Origin of the sequence: Promicromonospora sp. MS192 (genome assembly GCF_049532985.1) — a bacterium.
Lineage (GTDB): Bacteria > Actinomycetota > Actinomycetes > Actinomycetales > Cellulomonadaceae > Promicromonospora.
The window spans coordinates 4,740,158-4,761,732 of the sequence record NZ_CP186693.1 but is presented as its reverse complement, the minus strand read 5'-3'; the positions used below and the strand labels follow the sequence as shown (position 1 = coordinate 4,761,732).

Here is a 21,575-nt window from a genome sequence, read left to right as displayed (position 1 = left end):
ACACCGGAGACGGCCCCTCGGCGCTGCTCCGAACGTTGTGAGGGGTCTCTCGCCCGCTCGATTCCGCCGATTCGCGCAGGGCAGGTAGGCTTGGCCCTTGCTGTGAACCCTCCTGTCACGGAACGACCGTGACCGCTGAGACCAGAGGAGGTGGGTATACACATGCGTCAGTACGAGCTGATGGTGATCCTGGACCCGGAGGTCGAGGAGCGCACCGTGGCCCCGTCGCTCGACAAGTACCTGTCGGTCATCACGACCGAGGGTGGCTCCGTCGACAAGGTGGACATCTGGGGGCGCCGCCGTCTCGCCTTCGACATCGCCAAGAAGTCCGAGGGCATCTACGCCGTGGTCGACTTCACCGCGACGTCGGACACCGCCAAGGAGCTGGACCGCCAGCTCGGCCTCAACGAGGTCGTGCTCCGGACCAAGATCCTGCGCACCGGCGACAAGTGAGTCGTCCGAACTGAGCTCTCTGCGCCCGCGCGAGTGTCAGTGTCTCGTGGTTGCATTCACCGCGAACCCGGATACCGCGTACGGAACGTCGACTGAATCGAGGAATTGGCATGGCTGGTGAAACTGTCATCACAGTGATCGGGAACCTCACCGGGGACCCGGAGCTGCGCTTCACCCCTTCAGGTGCTGCGGTCGCCAACTTCACGGTGGCATCGACCCCGCGGACCTTCGACCGCCAGAGCAACGAGTGGAAGGACGGGGAGACCCTGTTCATGCGCTGCTCGATCTGGCGCGAGGCCGCGGAGAACGTCGCGGAGTCGCTGACCAAGGGCACGCGCGTCATCGTGCAGGGTCGCCTGGTCCAGCGCTCCTACGAGACCCGTGAGGGCGAGAAGCGCACCGTCGTCGAGCTGCAGGTGGACGAGATCGGTCCGTCCCTGCGCTACGCCACGGCCAAGGTCACCCGGGCCCAGCGGTCCGGTGGTGGCGGCGGCTTCGGTGGCGGCGGCGGTGGTGGCTTCAGCGGCGGCGGCCAGCAGGGCGGCGGAGGCTTCAGTTCTTCCGGTGGCGGTCAGAGCAACGACGACCCGTGGGCCACGGCAGGCCCGGCGTCGTCCGGTGGTTCGTTCTCGGACGACCCGCCGTTCTGATCGGCACCCCCCAAGTTCACACTTTTGCTCGTGCGGCCCGCCAGGCCGACGGGCAGCACCTGACGAAGGAGCAACACCATGGCGAAGCCTGTGGTGCGCAAGCCCAAGAAGAAGATCAACCCGCTGAAGTCCGCGAAGATCGCCAACATCGACTACAAGGACACGGCGCTGCTGCGCAAGTTCATCTCCGACCGCGGAAAGATCCGTGCCCGTCGCGTCACCGGCGTCTCCGTGCAGGAGCAGCGCCAGATCGCGAAGGCCGTGAAGAACGCCCGCGAGATGGCCCTGCTGCCGTACACGTCGACGGCTCGCTGAGGAAGGGATCGAGAACCATGGCAAAGCTGATCCTGACCCACGAGGTGACCGGCCTGGGCGAGCCCGGCGACGTGGTCGAGGTGAAGGACGGGTACGCCCGTAACTTCCTCATCCCGCGTTCGCTGGCGACCCCGTGGACCAAGGGCGCCGAGTCCGACATCAACGCGATCCGCAAGGCTCGCAAGAGCCGCGAGATCGCCTCGCTCGACGAGGCGAAGGCCCTGGCCGACTCGCTGTCCGCGAAGCCCGTGACCGTCACGGCGAACGCCGGCCCCGGTGGCCGCCTGTTCGGTGCGGTGACGACGGCGGACATCGCCGGTGCGGTCGCCGAGGCCGGCGGCCCGTCGGTCGACAAGCGCAAGATCGAGATCGGTCAGTCCATCAAGACGACCGGTGACTACACCGTGGCGATCCGCCTGCACCCCGAGGTGTCGGCGAAGATCGGCGTGAAGGTCGTCGCCGGCTGAGCGACTGCTCGACGGTGAGCAGGCCCCGGTTCCCCGCGTGGGGACCGGGGCCTCGCTCTGTCTGACGGCGGTCGGCTGCCTCCGACGGCGGTCGGGCCGCCGTCGGACAGTGATCCGGCCGAAGGTTGCCTTCTACCCAGCGATTACGCCCACAATCGGCCTGGTTCATGGGCGTAATGACTGGGTAGAAGCATGTGGAAGCAGCTCAGCCTCCGTCGAGAGGTGGGTGTCCAGCGTGAGGGCTGCGGTCCAGGAGAACTGGCGGGTGCCGCGTCCGGCTCCCGTGTCCGGGTCCGTGTACTCGGGAAAGCCCTGTGGCGCGGTGGTGAAGTGCTCCCGCAGGCGCGCGTCCAGGTCGTCACGGCCCAGTGCCCGGACGGCGCGCAGCAGCAGCCAGGACATGTTGAACCACGACGGCCCGCGCCAGTACAGCGCCGGGTCGAACGCGCGATCGGCCCGCGACGTGCTGGGCAGGAACGGACCGCCGCCCAGGAATCCCGGACCGGTCAGGGTCGCGAGCAGCCGGTCGGTCCTCCTCGCGTCGTACGCCGCGGAACTGTCCAGACCGGACAGGAGCAGCGGGACCAGACCGTTCACCGTCGCACGGCGGACGCGTTCCCCCGCCGTGAGGTCGAGCGCCACGTAGAGCCCGAGGTCCTCGTCCCACAGGTGCTCGTCCATCGCGGCGATCACCCGGTCGGCGGTCCTCCGGTGCTCGAGTTCTGCGGCCGACGGGGCGAGGACGTCGTCGAGCGGCCCCGGCTCGCCCGTGGGCGGGCTCGGTTCGTCCGTGGGCGCCGCCGGCCAGCCGTCGCGATCCCCGCCCGCACCGCTACGCAACCCGCCCGCACTGCCACGCAACCCGCCCGCACTGCCACGCAACCCGCCCGCACCGCCACGAGCCTGGCCTGCCCCGCCACGAGCCCCGCTCACGCCAGGCCCGTTCCCTTCGTCGGCCAGCGCCGCCACGATGCGCCCCAGAGCGATCTCCGAGACCGCCAGCAGCGTGCTGAACAGCGGGCACACCATGGCGAAGCCGATCGGCACGTCGTCGGCGCAGCCTGCGTCCCGGTAGTTCTCGGCGAGCCGGTAGTAGCGCCGGTAGTCGCGGCTGCCGGGGCGCTCACCCGCGCCGGCGTGCTGCAGGTCGGGGCGCCGGATGGGCGTCCGGGCCTCGGGCGGAACCCGTTCGAGGGCGGTGTCCCACAGCGGCGAGTTGTCCGTGCCGGTCTCCCACGGATGCTTCGCCACCGGTAGGTCGACCCGGCCCGAGCGCCGCCCGTGCAGGTACGCGTGCCAGCGGGTCAGCCGGGGGTACACCCGCGCGAGAAACCCTTCCTGCGCGGAGCCGACAGGGTCCGCGCAGTGCACCAGCCACGCGGCCCAGGCGTGTACGGGCGGCTGCACCAGCCCGGAGGTGGCCGGCCCCGAGTGCGGCCCCGACTGCCAGAACTCCGCGCCCGGCGCGTAGTCGTCGTCGCGCCCCACGTCGTACACGATCTGCGGTACCCGCCCGTCGGTCCACTGGGCCTCCAGGAGCGTGACCAGCTCTCTCCGGGCACGGGAGGGCTCACGGTGCCGGTTCCCGATCGCGACGAACGCCGAGTCCCAGCTCCACTGGTGCGGGTACAGGCCGGTCGCGGGCACCGTGTAGCTGCCGGTCCAGTTGGTGTCGAGCACACGGGCGGCGGCGTCGGCGGCGTCTTCCCGTAAGTCCTTGTGCATCTTTCGACAATAGGCTAGACATAAGTGCCCGATCCACTCACTCGACGACGAGGAGAAGCCATGAGGCTCCGGCACGGCTGGGCGCCCGCCGCCCGCCTGACGATCGCGGCGTCAGCGGTGACCGCCGCGGCCCTGACGCTCACCGCCTGCGGCAGCGGCGGACCCGAGTCCGACGGCACCATCACCGTCTGGACGGTCGAGACCCAGCCCGAGCGGCTGGCCATCCAGCAGGCGGCGATGGACGCGTGGGCCGAGGACTCGGGCCTCGAGACCGAGCTGGTACCGGTCGAGGAGGACCAGGTCTCCCAGCTCCTGTCTGCCGCGGCGCTCTCGGGCGACGACATGCCGGACGTCGTGAACGCGATCAGCCCCGGCCTGGTGCGGTCCTTCGACCGGGACGGCTACCTCGACCGCGACGCCGCCACCGAGGTGGTCGAGGCGCTCGGCGAGGACACGTTCTCCCCGGTGGCGCTCGACCTGAGCAGTGACGGCGACGAGCTGCTCGCCGTGCCGTCGGACGCCTGGCCGATGATGGTCTACTACCGCACCGACCTCTTCGAGGAGGCGGGCCTGGCGCCCCCCGCCACGTACGACGACCTGCGCACCGCCGCCGAGGAGCTCACGGCCGACGGGCGCTACGGCATCACGCTGTCCACGGACGCGGCCGACCCGTTCACCCAGCAGACCCTGGAGTTCCTGGCCCAGGGCAACGGCTGCGAGCTGGTCGACGACGCGGGCGAGGCCACGCTGGACAGCCCCCAGTGCACGGAGACGATCGAGCTCTACGGCGACCTGGCCGCCGACTTCTCGCCCGACGGCACCGAGGGTGTCGAGTCGACGCGTGCCTCCTACTTCGCGGGGCAGGCGGCGATGACCGTGTGGTCCTCGTTCCTGCTCGACGAGCTGGCCGGGCTGCGGGAGGAGTTCACGCCGTCGTGCGACGAGTGCGCCGACGACCCGGCCTGGCTCGCCGAGAACACCGGCGTGGTGCCCGTGGTCGAGGGGCCGTCCGCGGGCGGGGACGCCGCCGGGTACGTCGAGCTCGTGTCCTGGGGCATCACCGACGGCGCGGACCCCGAGGTGACCGACTTCGTCGAGTACATGATGTCCGACGCGTACGTGGACTGGCTGTCGATGGCGCCCGAGGGCAAGGTGCCGGTCCGCACGGGGACGGCTGAGGCGCCCACCGAGTACACCGACGCCTGGACCGACCTGCAGATCGGCATCGACGAGAAGGCGACGTTCTCCGACGTCTGGCCCGCCGAGGTGACCGACACCCTCGCCGCGGCACCCGAGTCCGCGAACCGCTGGGCGCTCCCGCAGGGGCAGGGTGCCATCCTCGGCCCGCTCACGAGCGAGCTGCCGCTCGCCAAGGCCGCCGCCGACCTGGGTTCCGGCAGCACCGACGCCGCCGGGGCGCAGGCGACGATGCAGGACGCGGTGTCGGAGATCGCCGGGCGCGAGTAGCCGTTCGTCCCGGGCGCGGCCGTGCCGGTCGCGCCCGGGAACAGGGAGGGAGGTGTGGTGTGGGGTCCAGGCTCCGGGGATACGAGAACCGTGACGGGATAGCGCTGGTCGTGCCCGTGACGCTCGTCGTGGCCGCGATCATCGTGGTGCCGATCGTGTGGACGGTGGTGCTGTCGTTCCAGGACGCGCGGTACGTCGACGTGGCACGCAACGGCCTGTTCAACGAGCTCACGCTCGACAACTACGCCGCCGTGCTCACCGCGCCCGCGTTCTGGCGGTCACTGCTCACCACCGTCGAGTACTCGGTGGCGACCACCGTCGGCTCGATCGCGGTGGGCCTGGTGGCGGCCCTCGCGCTGCGGGACCGGTTCCGGTTCCGTGCGCCCGTGCGTGCCGTCATGCTGCTGCCGTACGTGGCGCCCGTCGTGGCCACCACGTTCGTGTGGCAGGTGGCGCTGAACCCGCAGTACGGCGTGGTCAACGCGTTCGGCACCCAGGTGCTCGGGTGGGAGCACCCCGTCAACTTCCTCTCGTCCGCACCCACGGCGCTCCTGACCGTGATCGTCTACGACATCTGGCGGTACTTCCCGTTCGCGTTCATGTTCCTCGGCGCGGCCCTGACGGGCCTCAGCCGTGAGATCGAGGAGGCCGCGGTGGTCGACGGCGCCACCCCGCTGCAGAAGTTCTGGTTCGTGGTGCTGCCCCAGCTCCTGCCGACGGTGGGCCTGCTCGTGCTGTTCCGCATGGTCATGGCGTTCAACGAGTTCGACGACGTCTATCTGCTCACCGGCGGCGCCGCGGGCACGCAGGTGGCGTCGGTGCGGGTGTTCGAGCAGCTCACCGGGTCCAGCGACATCGGCGGCGCGAGCGCGACAGCCGCGGTGATGGCCGTGTTCCTGGGCGTCGCCCTGGCGGTCTACCTGCGGCTGACGGCCCGGCGGAGGGAGTCGTGATGACCACGGAGACGACCGGCCGCCGTGCGACGACCCGGCGCGGGCCGAGCGCCGTCGTCGTGCAGACCCGGGTGCTGCGGGTGCTGCGCGTGGTGGTGATCGTGGCGCTCGTGCTGGCCACGGTGCTGCCGTTCCTCTACATGCTCAGCCTCAGCTTCGTGCGGATCGACGACCTGCTGCGCGATCCCTTGCGCGTGCTGCCCGCCCTGGACCGCATCACCACCGAGACGTACCGGGAGGTCCTGGCCCCGGAGCAGGAGGGCGGCTACGGGTTCGCGCGGTTCATGCGCAACTCGGCGGTCGTCGCGGTCGCGGCGTCGGCGCTGACCGTGGTCCTGGTGGTGCCGGCGTCGTACGCGCTGACGCGGCTGCGGTTCGCGGGGCGCAGGCAGGTGTCGTGGCTGTTCCTGGCCGTGTACCTGTTCCCGACGATCATCATCGCGGTGCCGGTGTTCGTCGGGTTCCAGGTGCTGGGGCTCGGGTCGTCGCTCGTGGGTCTGGTGATCGCGTACGTCGCGCTCACGGTGCCCGTCTCGGTGCACATGCTGCGCAACTACCTGTCCGGCATCCCGGAGTCCATCGACGAGGCGGCGGTGATCGACGGCGCCTCCCGCCTCCAGATCCTGACCCGCATCACGGTGCCGCTCGCGATGCCCACCATCATGTCGACGGCGCTCTACTCGTTCATGATCGCGTGGAACGAGTTCCTGTTCGCGCTCCTGTTCCTCTCGGCGAAGCAGGACCTGTGGACGGTGTCGCTCGGGCTGACCCGGCTCGCCGACGGGCAGGAGGTGTCCAAGACCGTCCTCATGGCGGGCAGCGTGCTCCTCACGGTGCCGATCGTGATTCTGTACGGGATAGCCGAGCGCGCCCTCACCGAGGGGCTGACCGCCGGGGCCGACAAGGGCTGAGCGCCGACGGACCGTGCCGACGCAGGCAGAGAAGAAAGAACCGAGGAAGAACGTGGCAGCAGGCGCGGGCGAGATCCTGCAGCTCATCCGGACCGGGCGCGCGACCACGCGGACGCAGGTGCTCGACGTGACCGGGCTGTCCCGTGTCACCGTGGCGCAGCGGATGGACGCGCTCCTCGCGGCGGGCATCATCCGCGCGGCGGGCGACGCCGGGGCCACCGGCGGGCGGCGGGCCGAGCGGTTCGTGTTCGACCCGGAGGACTCGCTGGTGCTCGTGGCGGCGCTGGAGCTGGCCGAGCCCGTCCCGGCGCCCGGCGGCTCGCGAGCCACCGACACGGCGGCGCTCGCCGTCGTCGACCCGCACGGGGCCCTGGTGGCGCGCGCGTCCCTGGACGTGCGTCTCGCGGACGGTCCGGAGACCGTGCTGCCACGGCTGCTCGACGCGTTCGACGCCCTCCTGGCTGACGCGGGGATCAAGCCGGCCGCCGTCGGCGGGGTGGCGCTGTCGGTGCCGGGCCCGGTCGACCCGCACGACCACCGGCTCTCCGACCCGCCCGTCATGCCCGGCTGGGGGGCGTGGCCGGTGGTGGAGACGGTACGTGCCCGGTTCGACGTGCCCGTGCACCTGGAGAACGACGCCGACGCGACGGCCTACGGCGAGTACACCGAGCTGGCCGCCCGGCACGAGGGCCCTCCGCAGCCGTTCGTGCTGGTCAAGGCATCGGGATTTCTCGGGGCAGGGCTTGTCGTCGACGGCCGCATCTACCGGGGGACCGACGGCGGGGCGGGCGACATCGGCCACGTCGACGTGGGTGGTGACGCCGTCTGCCGGTGCGGCCGCCGCGGGTGCCTCGCGGCGGAGGCGGGGGGCGCGGCGCTGCTGCGGCGGCTCGCGGAGGCGGGGGCCGACGTCGGCTCGCTCGCCGGGCTGCGCGCGCTCGCCGAGCGAGGCGACCCGCTGGTGACGGCGGAGCTGGACCGGGCTGCGGCCCTGATCGGCCGGGTGCTGGCCGTGCTGGTGGGGGTGCTCAACCCGGCCGACCTGGTGGTGGCCGGTGAGCTCGCGGTGCCGACGGTGATGGCGGGGATCCGCGCCGGCGTCTACGCGGGTGCCCAGCCCCGGGCCACGGCGCGGCTGCGCATCCGGCCGGCGGTGCTGGGCCCGGACGCCGTGCTCGTCGGGCTGGCGCGGGTCGCCGTCGACGAGCGGTTCTCGGCCGAGGCGGTGGACGCCCGGCTGGGCTGACCGCGTCCCGTCCGGCGGGTGAACTTCGCGCACTTTACTGAGTTGTAATCAGTAGAAGCGTTTCGCGTGGTCCCGCCGCGGGTACCTTCGGCCCAGACGCCCGCGATGTCGGGCTTCGTGCCCGCCAACGGCGGCGGGCCCGGCGGACGCCGGTCGGACAACTTTCGCGGGTGACGACGCCCGCGGAGCGAGAGGTGAACCGATGACGCAGTTGCACGCATCCCCGAGACCACGATCAGGACCCGGACCCACCATCCTCACGGCGGTCGGCGTCGCGATGCTGCTCGTCGGAGCGATCGTGGCCACCGCCTTCCTGCTCCTGTTCCAGAGCAGCGTGGCCGACGGCGCCGTCCGGCTCTCCGACGGTGCCGGCCGGCTGAACGACGGCGTGCAGGCCGACCTGGTCTCCGGCGTCGGCGACCTCAGCGCCGGGGCGACGGAGCTCAACGACGGCGTGCAGAACGAGGTGGTGCCCGGCGTCGAGGCGCTCGCGGACGGGGCGGGGCAGCTCGACTCCGGGGCGGCACGGCTGCGCGAGGGCGTGATCAAGCTGCACGACGGGTCCAAGAAGATCGCGGACGGGACGGCGGAGACGGCGTCGGACGTGGCTGATCTGGCGGACGCGTCGCTGCTGCTGACGGCGGGGTCGACGAAGCTGGAGGACGGGCTGGGGAGGCTGGACTCGGGGCTCGGCACGCTGAGCACGGCGGCGCCCGACCTGGCGGACGGTGCCGCGCGGCTGGCGGACGGTGCACACCAGGTGCAGGGCGGCGTGTCGCTGCTCAGCGAGCGCGCAACCCCGCTGGACGACGGCGCGAAGCGGCTTGCCGACGGTTCCGCACAGGTCCACGCCGGGACCCAGGAGCTCAACGGCGGACTGTCACGGCTCGCTGCGAACAACGGCCTCATCCTGGGTGGTACCAGCGACGTCCGGTCCGGTGCCGCGAGGCTGGCCGCGGGTGCTGTCTCGCTGGACGACGGCGCCGACCAGCTCGCGGCCGGGGTGCAGCAGCTCGACGCGCAGGCTCCGGTGCTCGCCGCCGGAGCCCAGAAGGTGGCTGCGGGTGCGAAGAGCGTCGCTGACGGCGCTGCTCCGGTGGCAACCGGCGCGGGCGCGGCTCAGGCCGGTGCCGCGGAGCTGGCGACAAAGCTCGGTGGCCTCGTCGACGGTGCCAGGCAGGTACAGGGCGGAAACGCTGCGCTGAAGCAGCAGCTCGCTGCTCTGGCCGAGGCCACCGAGGACCCGGCGCTCAAGGAGAAGCTCCAGGCCCTGGCGGGCGTCGCGGGAGGTCTCGAGACGGGCGCGGGACAGGTCGTCGGCGGAGCCACTCAGGCGCAGGGAGGTGCGGCTCAGCTCAGCGAAAGGCTGGAGCAGCTCTCGGTGGGTGCCGCGCGGGTCGCCGCCGGTTCGGCCGAGGTGGCGGCAGGCGCCACGGACGTCTCGGGTGGCGCACAGGCGCTGACCGGCGGCATCGACACCCTGGCGGTCAAGGTGCCCGGCCTCACCGCGGGAACCGAGCAGCTCAGGTCCGGAAGTGCCGACCTGCAGGCCGGGCTCGGCCACCTGGCACCCGGCATCGAGCGGTACGTGGCCGGCGTCGGGAGCGCGTACCAGGGCAGCACCAAGCTCGTTGCGGGCTCGGCACGGACCGCATCGGGTAGTGCGGAGCTGGCGGCCGGGACCGGTCTCCTGAAGGGCCGCCTGCCTGCGCTGCTCGCCGGCGCCACGAAGGTCGCCGACGGCAACACCAGCCTCGCCGGCAAGACGCCTGGTCTCGTGTCCGGTGTGCAGCAGCTCCACGACGGATCAGGGCAGCTTGTCGACGGCTCCGGCCGTCTCGTCGACGGCATCATCGAGGTCCGCGACCGCGTCGTCCCCAAGGTCGAGAAGTCCCAGCGCCTGGCCGACGGTTCGGTGACCTTGCGCGACGGGCTGAGGGACGCCCGCAAGGGCACCCGCACGCTGGTCGACGGAACCAGCGCGCTCGACGACGGCACCCAGACGCTGGCCACGGGTGCCACGGACCTGGCCGACGGCACCCAGCGGCTCGCGGACGGCTCCGCGCAGCTCGCCTCCGGGACCACCACGGTGGCGGACGGGACGATGCAGCTGTCGGCCGGCACCGGGAAGCTCCGCACCGACGTGGACGCCGCCCCGGCGGGGGCCATCGGCATCGGCGTGATCCTCGCGGCGGCGCTCGGTGTGCTGGCGGCCGTCGCGGGCCTGATCCTGCTGGGCCGCCGTCGGGCCTGACCGGGCGCCGACGGCGGGCCGTCTCGGGGGCTGATCCGACCGGGTGCCTGCCCGGACGCGCAGGGCACCGAGTCAGCCGGTTGGCTCTACCAACCGGCTGACTCGGCTTCGCCGCTCAGCCTCGTCGAGTGCCGCCTCACAGCTCGGCGAGCATCTGGTCCAGCCGGTCGATCTCCGCCATCTGGTCGGCGGCGATGTTGTTGGCCAGCTCCAGCACCCGCTCCTCGCTGCCCGAGGCCGCGACCTCCTTGCACATGGCGAGGGCGCCCTCGTGGTGCTTGATCATGCCTTCGAGGTACAGGCGGTCGAACTCCTCGCCCGACGCCCCCTCAAGAGCTGCCATCTCGGCCTCGGTCAGCATCCCGGGCATGGCGGCGTCGTGCCCGTGCTCCGGGGCGCGCGGGCCGGAGCCGTCCCCAGGCTCGGCGGTCACGGGCACGGGATAGTCGTTCTCCTCCAGCCAGCCGGCCATGAGGTCGATCTCGCTGCCCTGCACCACGTCGATGCGGCTCGCGAAGGTCTTCAGCTGCTCCGACTCGGCGCGCTCCGGCGCCAGCACGGACATGTCGATCGCCTGGCCGTGGTGCCAGATCATGTCGGTCAGGAACTGGGCGTCGGCCTTCGAGAAGGGTGCCTGGGCGGGTGCCCCCTCGTAGTCCTCGGGCGCGACGGTCTTCGCGGGCTCTCCCGGCTTGCCCGGCTGCACCACCACGGAGCTCGGGGTCGAGACGGCCTCCGGTTCCTCGTCCGGGCCGCAGGCGGACAGCACGAGGGCGGGCGCGAGGACCGCCAGGCCGATCGCGACCGAGCGGGCGCGCGATCGTCGTCCGGCACCTGTCAGCATCTCCACGGTGGTCCTCTCGTGCGGCAAGCCTGTGTCATCGGCCGGTCATCGACACCCCTGCCCGGGGTCGCGGACCATGCTTGCGCCGGAATCTACCAAGCCCCCATGACGCCGGATACCACCCGGCCCGCGCCCCTTCCGCACCACTCGGTGACGGTTTGTCACCACCATGTTAAAGATCACGAAACTCCTGGTCCTGGGAGGTCCCTGTGAGGAACACTGCCCTCAACCGACCTAGGAGGTGTGACGCCCGTGCGTCGTCCAACCTTTACCCGACCTCGTGCGCGGGGCGCCGCAGGCGTCGCCCTGACCGCGATCTTCGCCGCCGCGGCGGTGGCGCTCGCGGGGCCCGTGGCCTCGGCGTCCGTCGCGGAGCCGGACGTCCCGCCGGGCGAGACCGCGTCCTACAACATGACCCACCTCAGCAACCAGCCCAAGAACGGCGCGCTGCAGGGGACCGGTTCGGACATCGCCTTCCAGGGCAAGTACGCGTACGCCGGCAACTACGACGGCTTCACGGTCTACGACCTGACGGACAAGGAGAACCCGGAGCAGGTCGTCCAGGTCTACTGCCCGGGCTCGCAGAACGACGTCTCGGTCTACAAGAACATCCTGGTGCTCTCCACCGACTCGTCGCGCAGCGACGACTCGTGCGCCTCGACGTCGCTCCCCGCGACCGAGAAGAGTGCGTGGGAGGGCATCAAGATCTGGGACATCTCCAACCCGCTGTCCCCGCGCTACGTGAAGTCGATCGAGACCGAGTGCGGCTCGCACACCCACTCGCTGGCCCCCTCCAAGGACGGCCGCAACCTGTACGCGTACGTCTCGTCGTACTCGCCGAACGCGACCTTCCCGGACTGCCAGCCGCCGCACGACTTCATCTCGATCGTGAAGATCCCGGTGCAGAAGCCGACGGCGGCCAAGCTGGTCTCCACGCCGGTCCTGTTCCCGGACGGTGGCTACGAGGGTGACCCGAGCCGCAGCGCCTCCACGACGAGCGGCTGCCACGACATCACCACCTACGCCAAGTACGACCTGGCCGCCGGTGCGTGCATGGGTGACGGCATCCTCATGGACATCTCGAACCGTGAGCGTCCGCGCGTGATCAGCCAGGTGCGCGACACGGAGAACTTCGCGTTCTGGCACTCGGCCACCTTCAACAACGACGCCACCAAGGTGGTCTTCACCGACGAGCTCGGCGGCGGCGGTCTCGCGACCTGCACCGGTGAGTTCGCGCCGGAGCTGGGCGCCAACGGCATCTACGACATCGAGCGTGGGCGTCACGGCAAGAAGACGCTCGAGTTCGCCTCGTACTACAAGATCCCGCGCATCAACACGGCCGACGAGAACTGCGTGGCGCACAACGGCTCGCTGATCCCGGTCAAGGGCAAGGACCTCATGGTCCAGTCCTGGTACCAGGGCGGCGTCTCGGTGTTCGACTTCACGGACTCCTCCAACCCGCGTGAGGTCGCCTGGTTCGACCGCGGCGAGGGCGTGAGCAGCGGCGGTACCTGGTCGACGTACTACTACAACGGGTACGCCTACTCGAACGACCTCGGCATCGGGTTCGACACGTTCGACATCGACGACTCGATCGACGGTCCGGCCGAGCGGGTGCGGCTGAACAGCCTCAACCCGCAGATGCAGGAGTCGTTCGGCCGCTGACACGGCCAGCAGCCCGGGGTGCCCCGGGGAAGTCCTCCACAGCGAGGCTTCCCCGGGGCACCCCCTTTCAAAGCCGGTCGTGTTCCGCCATGAACCAGCGGAGGATCTCGCGCACTGCCCCGGCGGGCGGCAGACCGGTCTCGGTGTCGTCCAGCGGCGAGGCGCCGTCAGGATCGGTGCTGATCCAGGTCTCGACGACGTAGAGGGTTGGTCCGTCGATCCGCGCCGCGAGGAACGGCTCCGCCCCTTGCGACAGCGAGACGATCTCGTTCCCGACATGGTCGGACTGGAGCCCGTCGCACGAGGAGATCACTTCCCACGCGGGTGACTGGTGGACATCCGCCGCAGCAGGGTAGTCCACGGCCGCCGCCCGCCAGTGGAACGTCTCGTCGTGTTCCGTGTAGCCGGTCACGTCCTCGGTCAGGACGCGCTGCGCGCCCGCGGCCAGCTCGGGCTCGACGAATCCGTGAGCGTCTCGCCAGAGGCGGACGTCGGACGCGTCGTCGTGCCGCCCCGACACGAGGCGGCACTCGTCGGCCACCGGATCGCCCGGCTCAGCTGCACAGGGGCCGCCACCCGCCTCGACCAGGACCTCGCGCTGCGTGAAGGAGACGTCGACGTCGTCGATCGCCAGCGACTCGTTGAGCTCGTTGGCCGCCAGACCGGGCTCCGCCCTGACCACCGCACAGTCGTCCGGTTGCGTGGGCATAGCCCGGTCGACGTCGGGTCCTGCCGACGCGGAGCACCCACCGATCGACAGGGCGGTCAGGGTCGTGACAGTGACGCAGCGCAGGATCCTGGGGCTCAACGGGACCTCCTGGGGAACGCAGATGCCATCCGGCTGCTCATCGTCAGTGATGACGGGACCGCGGTACAAGGAAAGGGCCGCCACTCCCGATGAGGGATTTCCGTGATGGCGCTGCCAGGCCTTTCTGTGGGAACCTCCCGGACATGACACGCCAGGACTCGACGACCGAGGACACCACCCCGCCGTCGGGCACCGGAGCCGACGAGCGCGGGACGGCGTCGTCCCGCTACGACCTGGGCCGCCGCCTCCGGATCATGGGGGCCGTGCTCGCGGGCGGCCTGGCCGTGGTGCTGGCGCTGCTCCTGTGGCTCGGCGTGCTGGTGCCGGCGAAGCAGGAGGCCGCCGGGTACTCGGAGGCCGACTCCCGGTACGCCGCGCTCTCGATCGAGCACAACGCGCAGGCCGTGCAGCTCGCGGCGCTCGCGCCGGGGCGGTCGGACGACGAGGAGGTGCTCGCCCTGGCCGTCGAGGTCGGCGAGGCGTCGGCGGGGCGGGTGCGCGAGCTCGCCGACTGGTTGGAGGCGCGCGACATCCCCGTGCCCGCCGCGGGCCGCGAGGCGCTCGCGCTGGCGGACGCCGGCCTGACCACCGAGCTGCCCGACGACGGCAGCGGCCCCCGGGCAGGCAGCACCGCACACTCGCACGAGGGCGGCAACCACGGCATGCTCACGGACGCGCAGGTCAACGGCATCGCCGCGCTGCAGTCGACCGACTTCGACATCGCCCTGCTCGCCGCGCTGGTCGAGCACCACTACGGCGGGCTCCAGCCGGCCGACGAGGAGATCGAGGGCGGCGAGGACGCCGAGGCCAAGGCCCTGGCGCAGGCCGAGGCCGACGCGATCCGGGTCGAGGTCGAGGACGTGCGCGACCTGCTGGCCGACGTCGGCGGGCCGGGGTCGACGAACGACCAGACGAGCTGACGGGCGGTGCCTCAGGGCGCCGTGACGAAGATGTCGAACAGCTCCGGGTGGTGCCCGTGCACCAGCACGCCGAACACCACGGCGTCGAACAGCAGGTGCACCGTCACCACGTAGGTCAGCGACTTGAACTTCGCGAAGATCCAGCCCTGGACCAGCGCGAACGGGATCGTCAGCAGCGGCCCCCACTCGCGGTAGCCGAGCTCCCACAGGAACGACACGAAGATCATCGACTGCAGCACGTTGGCCTGCCACGTCGGGAAGTGCTTGCAGTACAGGGCGAACACCACGCAGATGAAGAACAGCTCGTCCCAGATGCCCACGGCGTTGACACCCACGAACAGCCGCCAGATGTCCTGCGTCCCGTCCAGGTCGGGCCAGTTGAGGTACGCGCCCGAGCCCAGGAAGTAGAAGGGCAGCACCAGGTAGCCCACCGCCACCACGACCACGAGGTAGGTCCACTGGCCGCGGCCCCAGCGGCGTCCGGTCGCGACCGGGAACTGGATCGTGTCCTGCCGGAGCACGAACCGCGACAGCGCCCACGGCACCAGCACCGCTCCGCCGAGCGCCAGCGTGAACCGCAGCATGCCGGCGTCGGACAGATCGGCCTCCAGGGAGATCAGCGAGATGATCCCCATGCCGACGCCGATCAGCGCGAGGTCGCGGCCGAGCGCCCGGTCGGCCCAGAGGCCGAGCGCGATGCCCAGCACCAGCGGCAGGTACGCCACGGGGCGGATGTGGACGGCGAACAACAGGATGGCCGACGCCGACACCAGGAAGGCGGCGGTGAGCCGCGCCGGGCCGGTCAGCGAGGCGGGCAGGGTGAGGGTCACGGGGACGAGGCTCCCACACCCCGCGGGCCGGACGTACAGGTCACACCAGGGTTCTGTGCATCCGACACCCGGTTTCACGGACGCCGGGGCTGGTCCTTGGTGTTCTTCGCCGTCTAGGGTCGGGGCACGGTAACGATTCATCAAGGATCCGGCCCCCTGACGGGCCGGCCACCCCGGCAAGGAGGCCGTCGTGCGCTCACCCGAGCACGTTGAGCTGGTCCGGAACGACCCGGACCTCCCCCCGGTCGCGGTCATCGACCGCAGACCCATGACCACCGGCAAGAAGCTGGTCTTCGCCGCGATCGGGCTGCTCGCGGCGATCGCGTGGGCGCTCGTCGCGTTCGCGCGCGGCGAGTCGGTCAACGGCGCGTACTTCGTGGTCGCCGCCGTCGGCACCTACGTCATCGCCTACCGCTTCTACGCCCGGCTCATCGAGTACAAGGTGGTGCGGCCGCGCGACGACCGGGCCACTCCCGCCGAGGAGCACGAGAACGGCCGCGACTTCGCCCCCACCGACCGGCGCGTGCTGTTCGGCCACCACTTCGCGGCCATCGCGGGCGCGGGCCCGCTGGTCGGCCCGGTGCTGGCGGCCCAGATGGGCTACCTGCCCGGCACCCTGTGGATCATCATCGGCGCCGTGCTGGCCGGCTGCGTCCAGGACTATCTCGTGCTGTGGCTGTCCACGCGCCGCCGCGGCCGCTCGCTCGGTCAGATGATCCGCGACGAGATGGGCTCGGTCGGCGGTGCCGCCGGCCTGATCGGCGTCTTCGTCATCATGATCATCATTCTGGCGGTCCTCGCCCTCGTGGTGGTGAACGCCCTGGCCGAGTCGCCGTGGGGCGTGTTCTCCGTGGGTATGACCATCCCGATCGCCCTGTTCATGGGTGTGTACCTGCGGTACATCCGGCCCGGCCGGGTGTCCGAGGTCTCCGTCATCGGCGTGGTGCTGCTGGTGCTCGCCATCGTCGCGGGCGGCTGGGTGGCCGACACCCCCTGGGGCGCCGAGACGTTCACGCTGGAGCCGGTCACGGTCGCCTGGCTGATCGTGGGCTACGGGTTCCTCGCGTCCGTGCTGCCCGTGTGGCTGCTGCTCGCCCCGCGCGACTACCTGTCCACGTTCATGAAGGTGGGCACCATCGTCCTGCTCGCCGTGGGCGTGATCGTGGCGCAGCCCGCCGTGCAGGCGCCCGCGATCTCCAGCTTCGCGATCGAGGGCAACGGACCTGCGTTCGCCGGGTCGCTCTTCCCGTTCCTGTTCATCACCATCGCCTGCGGTGCGCTGTCCGGCTTCCACGCGCTCATCTCGTCCGGCACCAGCCCCAAGCTGGTGCAGAAGGAGAGCCAGCTCCGGCTCATCGGCTACGGCGGCATGCTCACCGAGTCGTTCGTGGCGATCATGGCGCTGGTCACGGCCATCTCCATCGACCAGCACCTGTACTTCACGATGAACGCCCCCGCCACGCTCACCGGCGGTGAGCCGGGTACCGCCGCCGACTACGTCAACGGCCTCGGCCTGGCCGGCCCGCCGGTCACGGGCGAGGAGATCCAGGCCGCCGCCGACGGCGTGGGCGAGGAGTCGATCATCTCCCGCACCGGCGGTGCCCCCACGCTCGCGTTCGGCATGTCCCAGATCCTGGGCTCGTTCCTCGGCGGCTCCGCGATGACGGCGTTCTGGTACCACTTCGCGATCATGTTCGAGGCGCTGTTCATCCTCACCACGGTGGACGCCGGTACCCGCGTGGCCCGCTTCATGCTCTCCGACACGCTGGGCAACCTCGGCGGCCCGCTCACGAAGTTCCGCGACCCGTCCTGGCGGGTGGGCGCGTGGATCTGCTCGATCGTGGTCTGCGGCCTGTGGGGCGCGATCCTGCTCATGGGCGTGACCGACCCGCTGGGCGGCATCAACACGCTGTTCCCGCTGTTCGGCATCGCCAACCAGCTCCTCGCCGCCATGGCGCTCGCCCTGGTCACCGTGGTGGTGGTCAAGAAGGGCTACCTCAAGTGGGCGTGGATCCCGGCGGTGCCGCTGGTGTGGGACCTCGCGGTGACCATGACGGCGTCGTTCCAGAAGATCTTCTCGCCCGAGCCGAGCCTGGGGTACTGGGCCCAGCACGACGCGTTCCGCGAGGCGCGGGCCGCGGGCGAGACGTCGTTCGGCACCGCCGCCGACACGACGGCGATGGACGCCGTCATCCGCAACACGTTCCTGCAGGGCACCCTGTCGATCGTGTTCGCGCTGCTCGTGCTGATCGTGGCCGTGGTCGCGCTGTGGGTGTGCGTCAAGGCGATCCGGGCGGGCGGCCTGCCGACCACCGAGGATCCGGACACGCCCTCGTCGACGTTCGCGCCGTCGGGCCTCGTGTCCACCGACGCAGAACGGGAGGTGGCCGCGCAGTGGGCCACCTACTACGACGAGAACCCGGACAAGCTCGGGACCGGGACGCACGCGTGAGTGCGCACCCGGTCGCCGGCCCGACGGCGGACGGCGGCGTGCTCGCCGTCGTCCGCCGGGGCTGGCGCGCCCTGGCCTGGTACGTCACCGGCGTGCTCGGCGAGAGCGACTACCAGCGGTACGTGGCGCACCTGCGCCACGTGCACCCGGACGCCGCGGTGCCGACGGTCCGGGAGTACTGGCGGGAGCGCTACGCGGCCCAGGACGCGAACCCGGGCGCCCGCTGCTGCTGAGCCGGTTCGGCTGCCCGGCGGTCCCGCCGAGGGCGGGTGATCGGTAGAAGGTCAGGTGATCGGCAGCCCGGGCTACCGATCACCTGACCTTCTACCGATCACCCGGACCGGCACCGCCGGTACCCGAGCGCCCGTCACGTCAGGTGGTCGTACGCCCCGCTCGTCCACGCCGCATGCCTTTCCGCCGAGCGCAGCACCACCTCGCGGGCGTCGACCGGGATCACGCCCCGGAAGTTGTTGTAGAGCCGGTCGAACGCGAACCGGCTGACGTGGTGCGCCACCCGCTGCACCACCGGCCCCGACAGCGGGATCCGGTTGGGATAGCTACGCATGAACGACACCGACGTCCGGTCCGGGTTGGCGAAGATCGTGTCCCCGCTCAGCAGCACACCCCGGCCCCCGGCCCCGGGAGCCCAGTGCGCCACCGCGGACCCCGGGAAGTGCCCGCCCGGCTGGCTCAGCGTGACCCCGGGCAGGATCTCCCGGTCGCCCTTCCACAGCTCCACGGCCTCGTCGGTGCGGGCCAGCCAGCTCGCGTCCGCCTCGCTGACCAGCACGGGGACACCGCCCAGGCGGCGGCTCCACTCGACCTGCACCCCGTACATGTGCGGGTGGCTGGCCACGATGTACGCCAGCCCGCCCAGGTCCCGCACCGCGGCCACGGCCTCGTCGTCCAGGTAGCCGGGCACGTCGAACATCAGGTTCCCGCCCGCGGTGCGCACGATCTTCGCCGTCGGGCCGATACCCACGTCCGGCACCGTCGTCAGACCGAACAGATCCGGCTCCAGCTCCTCCACGGCGATGCTCTGCCCCTGGGCCGCGAGCTCCTCCAGGGTGGTCCAGTGCTGGCCGTCGGCGGGCACCCACTGACGCTCGTCGGCGCAGACGGTGCACACCTCGGGACGGGACTCGTGCTCCACACCGCAGGTGCGGCAGATCCAGAACGTCATCGGACGGCTCCCCTTCGTCGGGCTGATGGTCGCCACGATGCGGCACCCGGGCGGCGGTGTCCAGCATGTTCGGCGTCGGCCCGTGGCCACTTCTCCGCCTCCAGGCGGAAGCGCCGGCGCGCGCGGGTTCCTAGGCTGGGGCCATGTCCGACGCACCACCGCAGCCCGAGGACGGGCGGTCCGCCGCGCCGCCCGTCGCACCGCGCCCCGACGACGGCGTGGCTGCCCGCGTGCTGGACTGGTTCGGCGTCGACTCCGACTGGGAGCGGCTGCCCGCGGGCCGCGACGCCTACCGGAGGGACCTGCTGCTGGGCGCCGGCTTCGCCGTGCTGGCGGCCGTCTCGGTCGAGCTGGGCCGCAGCATGGGCCTCTTCGAGGAGGTGCGGGAGCCGCTGTGGCTGATCTTCCTGCTGGGCGTGGTCAGCATGGTGCCGCTGGCGTGGCGCCGGCGCTATCCGCTGGTGTCGCTCGTGGTCGTGTACGCGTTGTGGCTGGGCATCGGGCTGACGATTCCCCAGATCACCGTGCTCATGCCCATGCAGATCATGTACTTCGTGGCCCTGTTCACCGCGCTCGCGTGGGCGCGCGACCGCCGGGCGATGCTCGTGGTGGTCAGTGCCTGCGTGCTCGCGATGTTCACGTGGCTCATCTGGATGTTCGCCGTGCAGCAGGGCGTCGAGACCATCGTGCAGGACTACCCGACGCGCGCCGACTGGCCGGGCGCGATCGAGCCGTACCTCGCCAACGCCGTCTACCAGATCGTCGTGAACATCGCGTTCTTCGGCGGTGCGGTGGTGGCCGGGCAGATGCAGTGGAACGCGGCCCGGCGGCGCGAGCAGCTCGCCGACCAGGCGGTCACCATCGAGAAGCAGGCGGACGCCCTCACGGACCAGGCCGTCGTGGCGGAGCGGGTGCGCATCGCCCGCGAGCTGCACGACGTCGTGGCGCACCACGTGTCCGTGATCGGGATCCAGGCGGCGGCCGCCCGCCGCGTCCTGGGCCGCGACCCCGAGCTGGCCGCCGAGGCCCTTGTCACCATCGAGCGGGAGTCGCGCGAGGGCGTCGCGCAGATGCGCACCCTGGTGGGCACGCTGCGCGCGGTGCCCGACGGCGACGCACACGGCGCCTCGCGAGCCCCTGAACCGGGCCTTGCCGACCTCCCGGCCCTGACGGCAGCAGACCACGACGGCCTCGACACCACGTTCCGCCAGGTCGAGGAGCCGCCGGGCGTCGCGGCCGCAGTGCCCGACCCGATGGGGCTGAGCCTGTACCGCACCGCGCAGGAGGCGATGGCGAACGTGCGCAAGCACTCGACGGCGCGGTCCGCGACGGTGACGCTCCGGGTGGTCCGCGACGGCGCCGACGCGTCCGACCAGCGGTTCGCGCACGGTTTCGCCGAGGTGGAGGTGCTCGACGACGGCCGGCCCCGCCGCGGGACGTCGGGGTCGGGGCTCGGGCTGCTCGGGATCCGGGAGCGGGCGGCGACCCACCAGGGCGTGGTGGAGATCGGGCCGCGCGCGACCGGAGGGTTCCGGGTGCGGATGCGGCTGCCGCTGCCGGCGCCCGACACAGCGGGCATGACGGGTGAGGCGGGTGCGGCCGATCAGGAGGGCGCGGTCGGGGGGCCCGGTCTCGCCGGGACCAGGTCGGAGGTGGCGCGATGACGCGCGTGCTGCTGGTCGACGACCAGGCGCTGGTGCGCTCGGGCTTCTCCCTCATCCTCTCGGTGGAGGACGACGTCGAGGTGGTCGGCCAGGCCGGTGACGGCGCCGCCGCGATCGAGCTGGCCCGGGAGCTGCGGCCCGACGTCGTGCTCATGGACGTGCAGATGCCGGTCATGGACGGCATCGAGGCCACCCGCCGGATCGTCGCGGAGGACCTGGCGAAGGTGCTGGTGCTCACGACGTTCGACCACGACGAGTACGTGTTCGACGGGCTCGCCGCAGGGGCCTCGGGGTTCCTGCTGAAGAACTCGGACGCGGAGCACCTCGTGGACGCCGTGCGGACGGTGGCCGCCGGGCACGCGCTCCTCGCCCCGCAGATCACACGGCGCGTGATCGAGCAGATGGTGGCCGGGGAACGTCAGCCGGCGGACGGTTCGGCGGTGCCGGGCGGGAGCCCAGGCGGAGGCCCGGGCGGGAGCCCAGGCGGAGGTCCGGTCGGGACGGCCTACGCCGGAGGACCGGCCCGGCCTGCGGGGAACCGGAGCACGAGCCCGGCCGCGGTCCCCGCGGGCCTCGCGCTCCTCACCCCGCGCGAGCGTGAGGTGCTGGAGCTCGTGGGTACCGGCCTGTCCAACGGGGAGATCGCGTCGACCCTGTACCTCGGCGAGGCGACGGTGAAGACGCACGTCTCGAACGTGCTGGCCAAGCTGCACCTGCGCGACCGGGTCCAGGCGGTGGTGCTGGCGCACCGGGCGGGCCTGGTGTGAG

20 protein-coding genes are annotated in these 21,575 nt (G+C 71.6%); 15 read left to right on the top strand and 5 right to left on the bottom strand.

What is annotated here, in order from left to right; translation table 11 throughout:
- The first annotated feature begins 162 nt into the window (after positions 1-162).
- The 4 genes from rpsF (at position 163) to rplI (ending at position 1,885) form a co-directional block, all read left to right on the top strand.
- Positions 163-453: a 30S ribosomal protein S6 gene (gene rpsF, locus ACO229_RS21245; RefSeq protein WP_182485702.1), complete on the top strand. Its 291-nt coding sequence runs from the start codon at positions 163-165 to the stop codon at positions 451-453.
- Between the two features lie 110 nt (positions 454-563).
- The gene (locus ACO229_RS21240; RefSeq protein WP_397412424.1) at positions 564-1,103 is read left to right on the top strand and encodes a single-stranded DNA-binding protein; all 540 of its coding nucleotides are present in this window, start codon (positions 564-566) and stop codon (positions 1,101-1,103) included.
- Positions 1,104-1,181: 78 nt separating this feature from the next.
- Positions 1,182-1,418 (top strand): 30S ribosomal protein S18, encoded by a 237-nt coding sequence (gene rpsR, locus ACO229_RS21235; RefSeq protein ID WP_020013532.1) that lies wholly within the window; start codon positions 1,182-1,184, stop codon positions 1,416-1,418.
- Between the two features lie 17 nt (positions 1,419-1,435).
- A complete protein-coding gene (gene rplI / locus ACO229_RS21230) occupies positions 1,436-1,885 on the top strand; it encodes a 50S ribosomal protein L9 (protein WP_397412426.1) in 450 nt (149 codons plus the stop codon).
- 165 nt (positions 1,886-2,050) lie between these two features.
- Here rplI and ACO229_RS21225 read toward each other — a convergent pair whose 3' ends face one another.
- Positions 2,051-3,610 (bottom strand): MGH1-like glycoside hydrolase domain-containing protein, encoded by a 1,560-nt coding sequence (locus tag ACO229_RS21225; protein WP_423462710.1) that lies wholly within the window; start codon positions 3,608-3,610, stop codon positions 2,051-2,053.
- A gap of 60 nt (positions 3,611-3,670) precedes the next feature.
- Here ACO229_RS21225 and ACO229_RS21220 point away from each other — a divergent pair, with 60 nt between their 5' ends.
- From ACO229_RS21220 to ACO229_RS21200, 5 genes are all read left to right on the top strand, one after another.
- A complete protein-coding gene (locus ACO229_RS21220; protein ID WP_397412430.1) occupies positions 3,671-5,077 on the top strand; it encodes an ABC transporter substrate-binding protein in 1,407 nt (468 codons plus the stop codon).
- A gap of 59 nt (positions 5,078-5,136) precedes the next feature.
- Entirely contained in the window at positions 5,137-6,030 is an 894-nt protein-coding gene (locus ACO229_RS21215; protein WP_397429331.1) for a carbohydrate ABC transporter permease, read from the top strand.
- Complete coding sequence (locus ACO229_RS21210) at positions 6,030-6,941, top strand: carbohydrate ABC transporter permease (RefSeq protein WP_397412434.1); 912 nt, start codon at positions 6,030-6,032, stop codon at positions 6,939-6,941. The genes ACO229_RS21215 and ACO229_RS21210 overlap by 1 nt, the downstream gene beginning before the upstream one ends.
- Positions 6,942-6,993: 52 nt before the next feature.
- Positions 6,994-8,187: an ROK family protein gene (locus ACO229_RS21205; protein ID WP_423462709.1), complete on the top strand. Its 1,194-nt coding sequence runs from the start codon at positions 6,994-6,996 to the stop codon at positions 8,185-8,187.
- A gap of 202 nt (positions 8,188-8,389) precedes the next feature.
- On the top strand, positions 8,390-10,441 hold the full coding sequence (locus tag ACO229_RS21200) for a hypothetical protein (RefSeq protein WP_423462708.1): 2,052 nt from the start codon (positions 8,390-8,392) through the stop codon (positions 10,439-10,441).
- A gap of 136 nt (positions 10,442-10,577) precedes the next feature.
- On the opposite strand, the gene ACO229_RS21195 is transcribed toward ACO229_RS21200, so the two are convergent.
- Complete coding sequence (locus tag ACO229_RS21195; protein ID WP_397412694.1) at positions 10,578-11,285, bottom strand: DUF305 domain-containing protein; 708 nt, start codon at positions 11,283-11,285, stop codon at positions 10,578-10,580.
- A 252-nt stretch (positions 11,286-11,537) separates the two neighbouring features.
- On the opposite strand from ACO229_RS21195, the gene ACO229_RS21190 reads away from it, so the two are divergent.
- Positions 11,538-12,950, top strand: a complete 1,413-nt coding sequence (locus ACO229_RS21190) for an LVIVD repeat-containing protein (RefSeq protein WP_397429334.1) — start codon at positions 11,538-11,540, stop codon at positions 12,948-12,950.
- 67 nt (positions 12,951-13,017) lie between these two features.
- Here ACO229_RS21190 and ACO229_RS21185 read toward each other — a convergent pair whose 3' ends face one another.
- Entirely contained in the window at positions 13,018-13,758 is a 741-nt protein-coding gene (locus ACO229_RS21185) for a hypothetical protein (RefSeq protein ID WP_423462707.1), read from the bottom strand.
- A 143-nt stretch (positions 13,759-13,901) separates the two neighbouring features.
- Between ACO229_RS21185 and ACO229_RS21180 the strand changes: the two genes are divergently transcribed.
- The gene (locus ACO229_RS21180; RefSeq protein ID WP_423462706.1) at positions 13,902-14,678 is read left to right on the top strand and encodes a DUF305 domain-containing protein; all 777 of its coding nucleotides are present in this window, start codon (positions 13,902-13,904) and stop codon (positions 14,676-14,678) included.
- Between the two features lie 11 nt (positions 14,679-14,689).
- On the opposite strand, the gene ACO229_RS21175 is transcribed toward ACO229_RS21180, so the two are convergent.
- A complete protein-coding gene (locus ACO229_RS21175) occupies positions 14,690-15,508 on the bottom strand; it encodes a type II CAAX prenyl endopeptidase Rce1 family protein (RefSeq protein ID WP_397412444.1) in 819 nt (272 codons plus the stop codon).
- 190 nt (positions 15,509-15,698) lie between these two features.
- On the opposite strand from ACO229_RS21175, the gene ACO229_RS21170 reads away from it, so the two are divergent.
- Positions 15,699-17,960: a carbon starvation CstA family protein gene (locus tag ACO229_RS21170; protein ID WP_423462705.1), complete on the top strand. Its 2,262-nt coding sequence runs from the start codon at positions 15,699-15,701 to the stop codon at positions 17,958-17,960.
- Positions 17,957-18,193 carry a YbdD/YjiX family protein gene (locus tag ACO229_RS21165; protein WP_423462704.1) on the top strand — a complete coding sequence of 79 codons (237 nt, stop codon included), beginning with the start codon at positions 17,957-17,959 and terminating at the stop codon, positions 18,191-18,193. The genes ACO229_RS21170 and ACO229_RS21165 overlap by 4 nt, the downstream gene beginning before the upstream one ends.
- 134 nt (positions 18,194-18,327) lie before the next feature.
- Here the strand turns inward: ACO229_RS21165 and ACO229_RS21160 are convergent, their stop codons facing one another.
- The gene (locus tag ACO229_RS21160) at positions 18,328-19,143 is read right to left on the bottom strand and encodes a hydrolase (RefSeq protein WP_423462703.1); all 816 of its coding nucleotides are present in this window, start codon (positions 19,141-19,143) and stop codon (positions 18,328-18,330) included.
- A 143-nt stretch (positions 19,144-19,286) separates the two neighbouring features.
- On the opposite strand from ACO229_RS21160, the gene ACO229_RS21155 reads away from it, so the two are divergent.
- Together ACO229_RS21155 and ACO229_RS21150 are read left to right on the top strand one after the other, a co-directional pair.
- Positions 19,287-20,807 carry a sensor histidine kinase gene (locus tag ACO229_RS21155; RefSeq protein WP_423462702.1) on the top strand — a complete coding sequence of 507 codons (1,521 nt, stop codon included), beginning with the start codon at positions 19,287-19,289 and terminating at the stop codon, positions 20,805-20,807.
- Entirely contained in the window at positions 20,804-21,574 is a 771-nt protein-coding gene (locus ACO229_RS21150; protein WP_423462701.1) for a response regulator, read from the top strand. Before ACO229_RS21155 ends, ACO229_RS21150 begins: the two co-directional genes overlap by 4 nt.
- Position 21,575 lies beyond the last annotated feature (1 nt).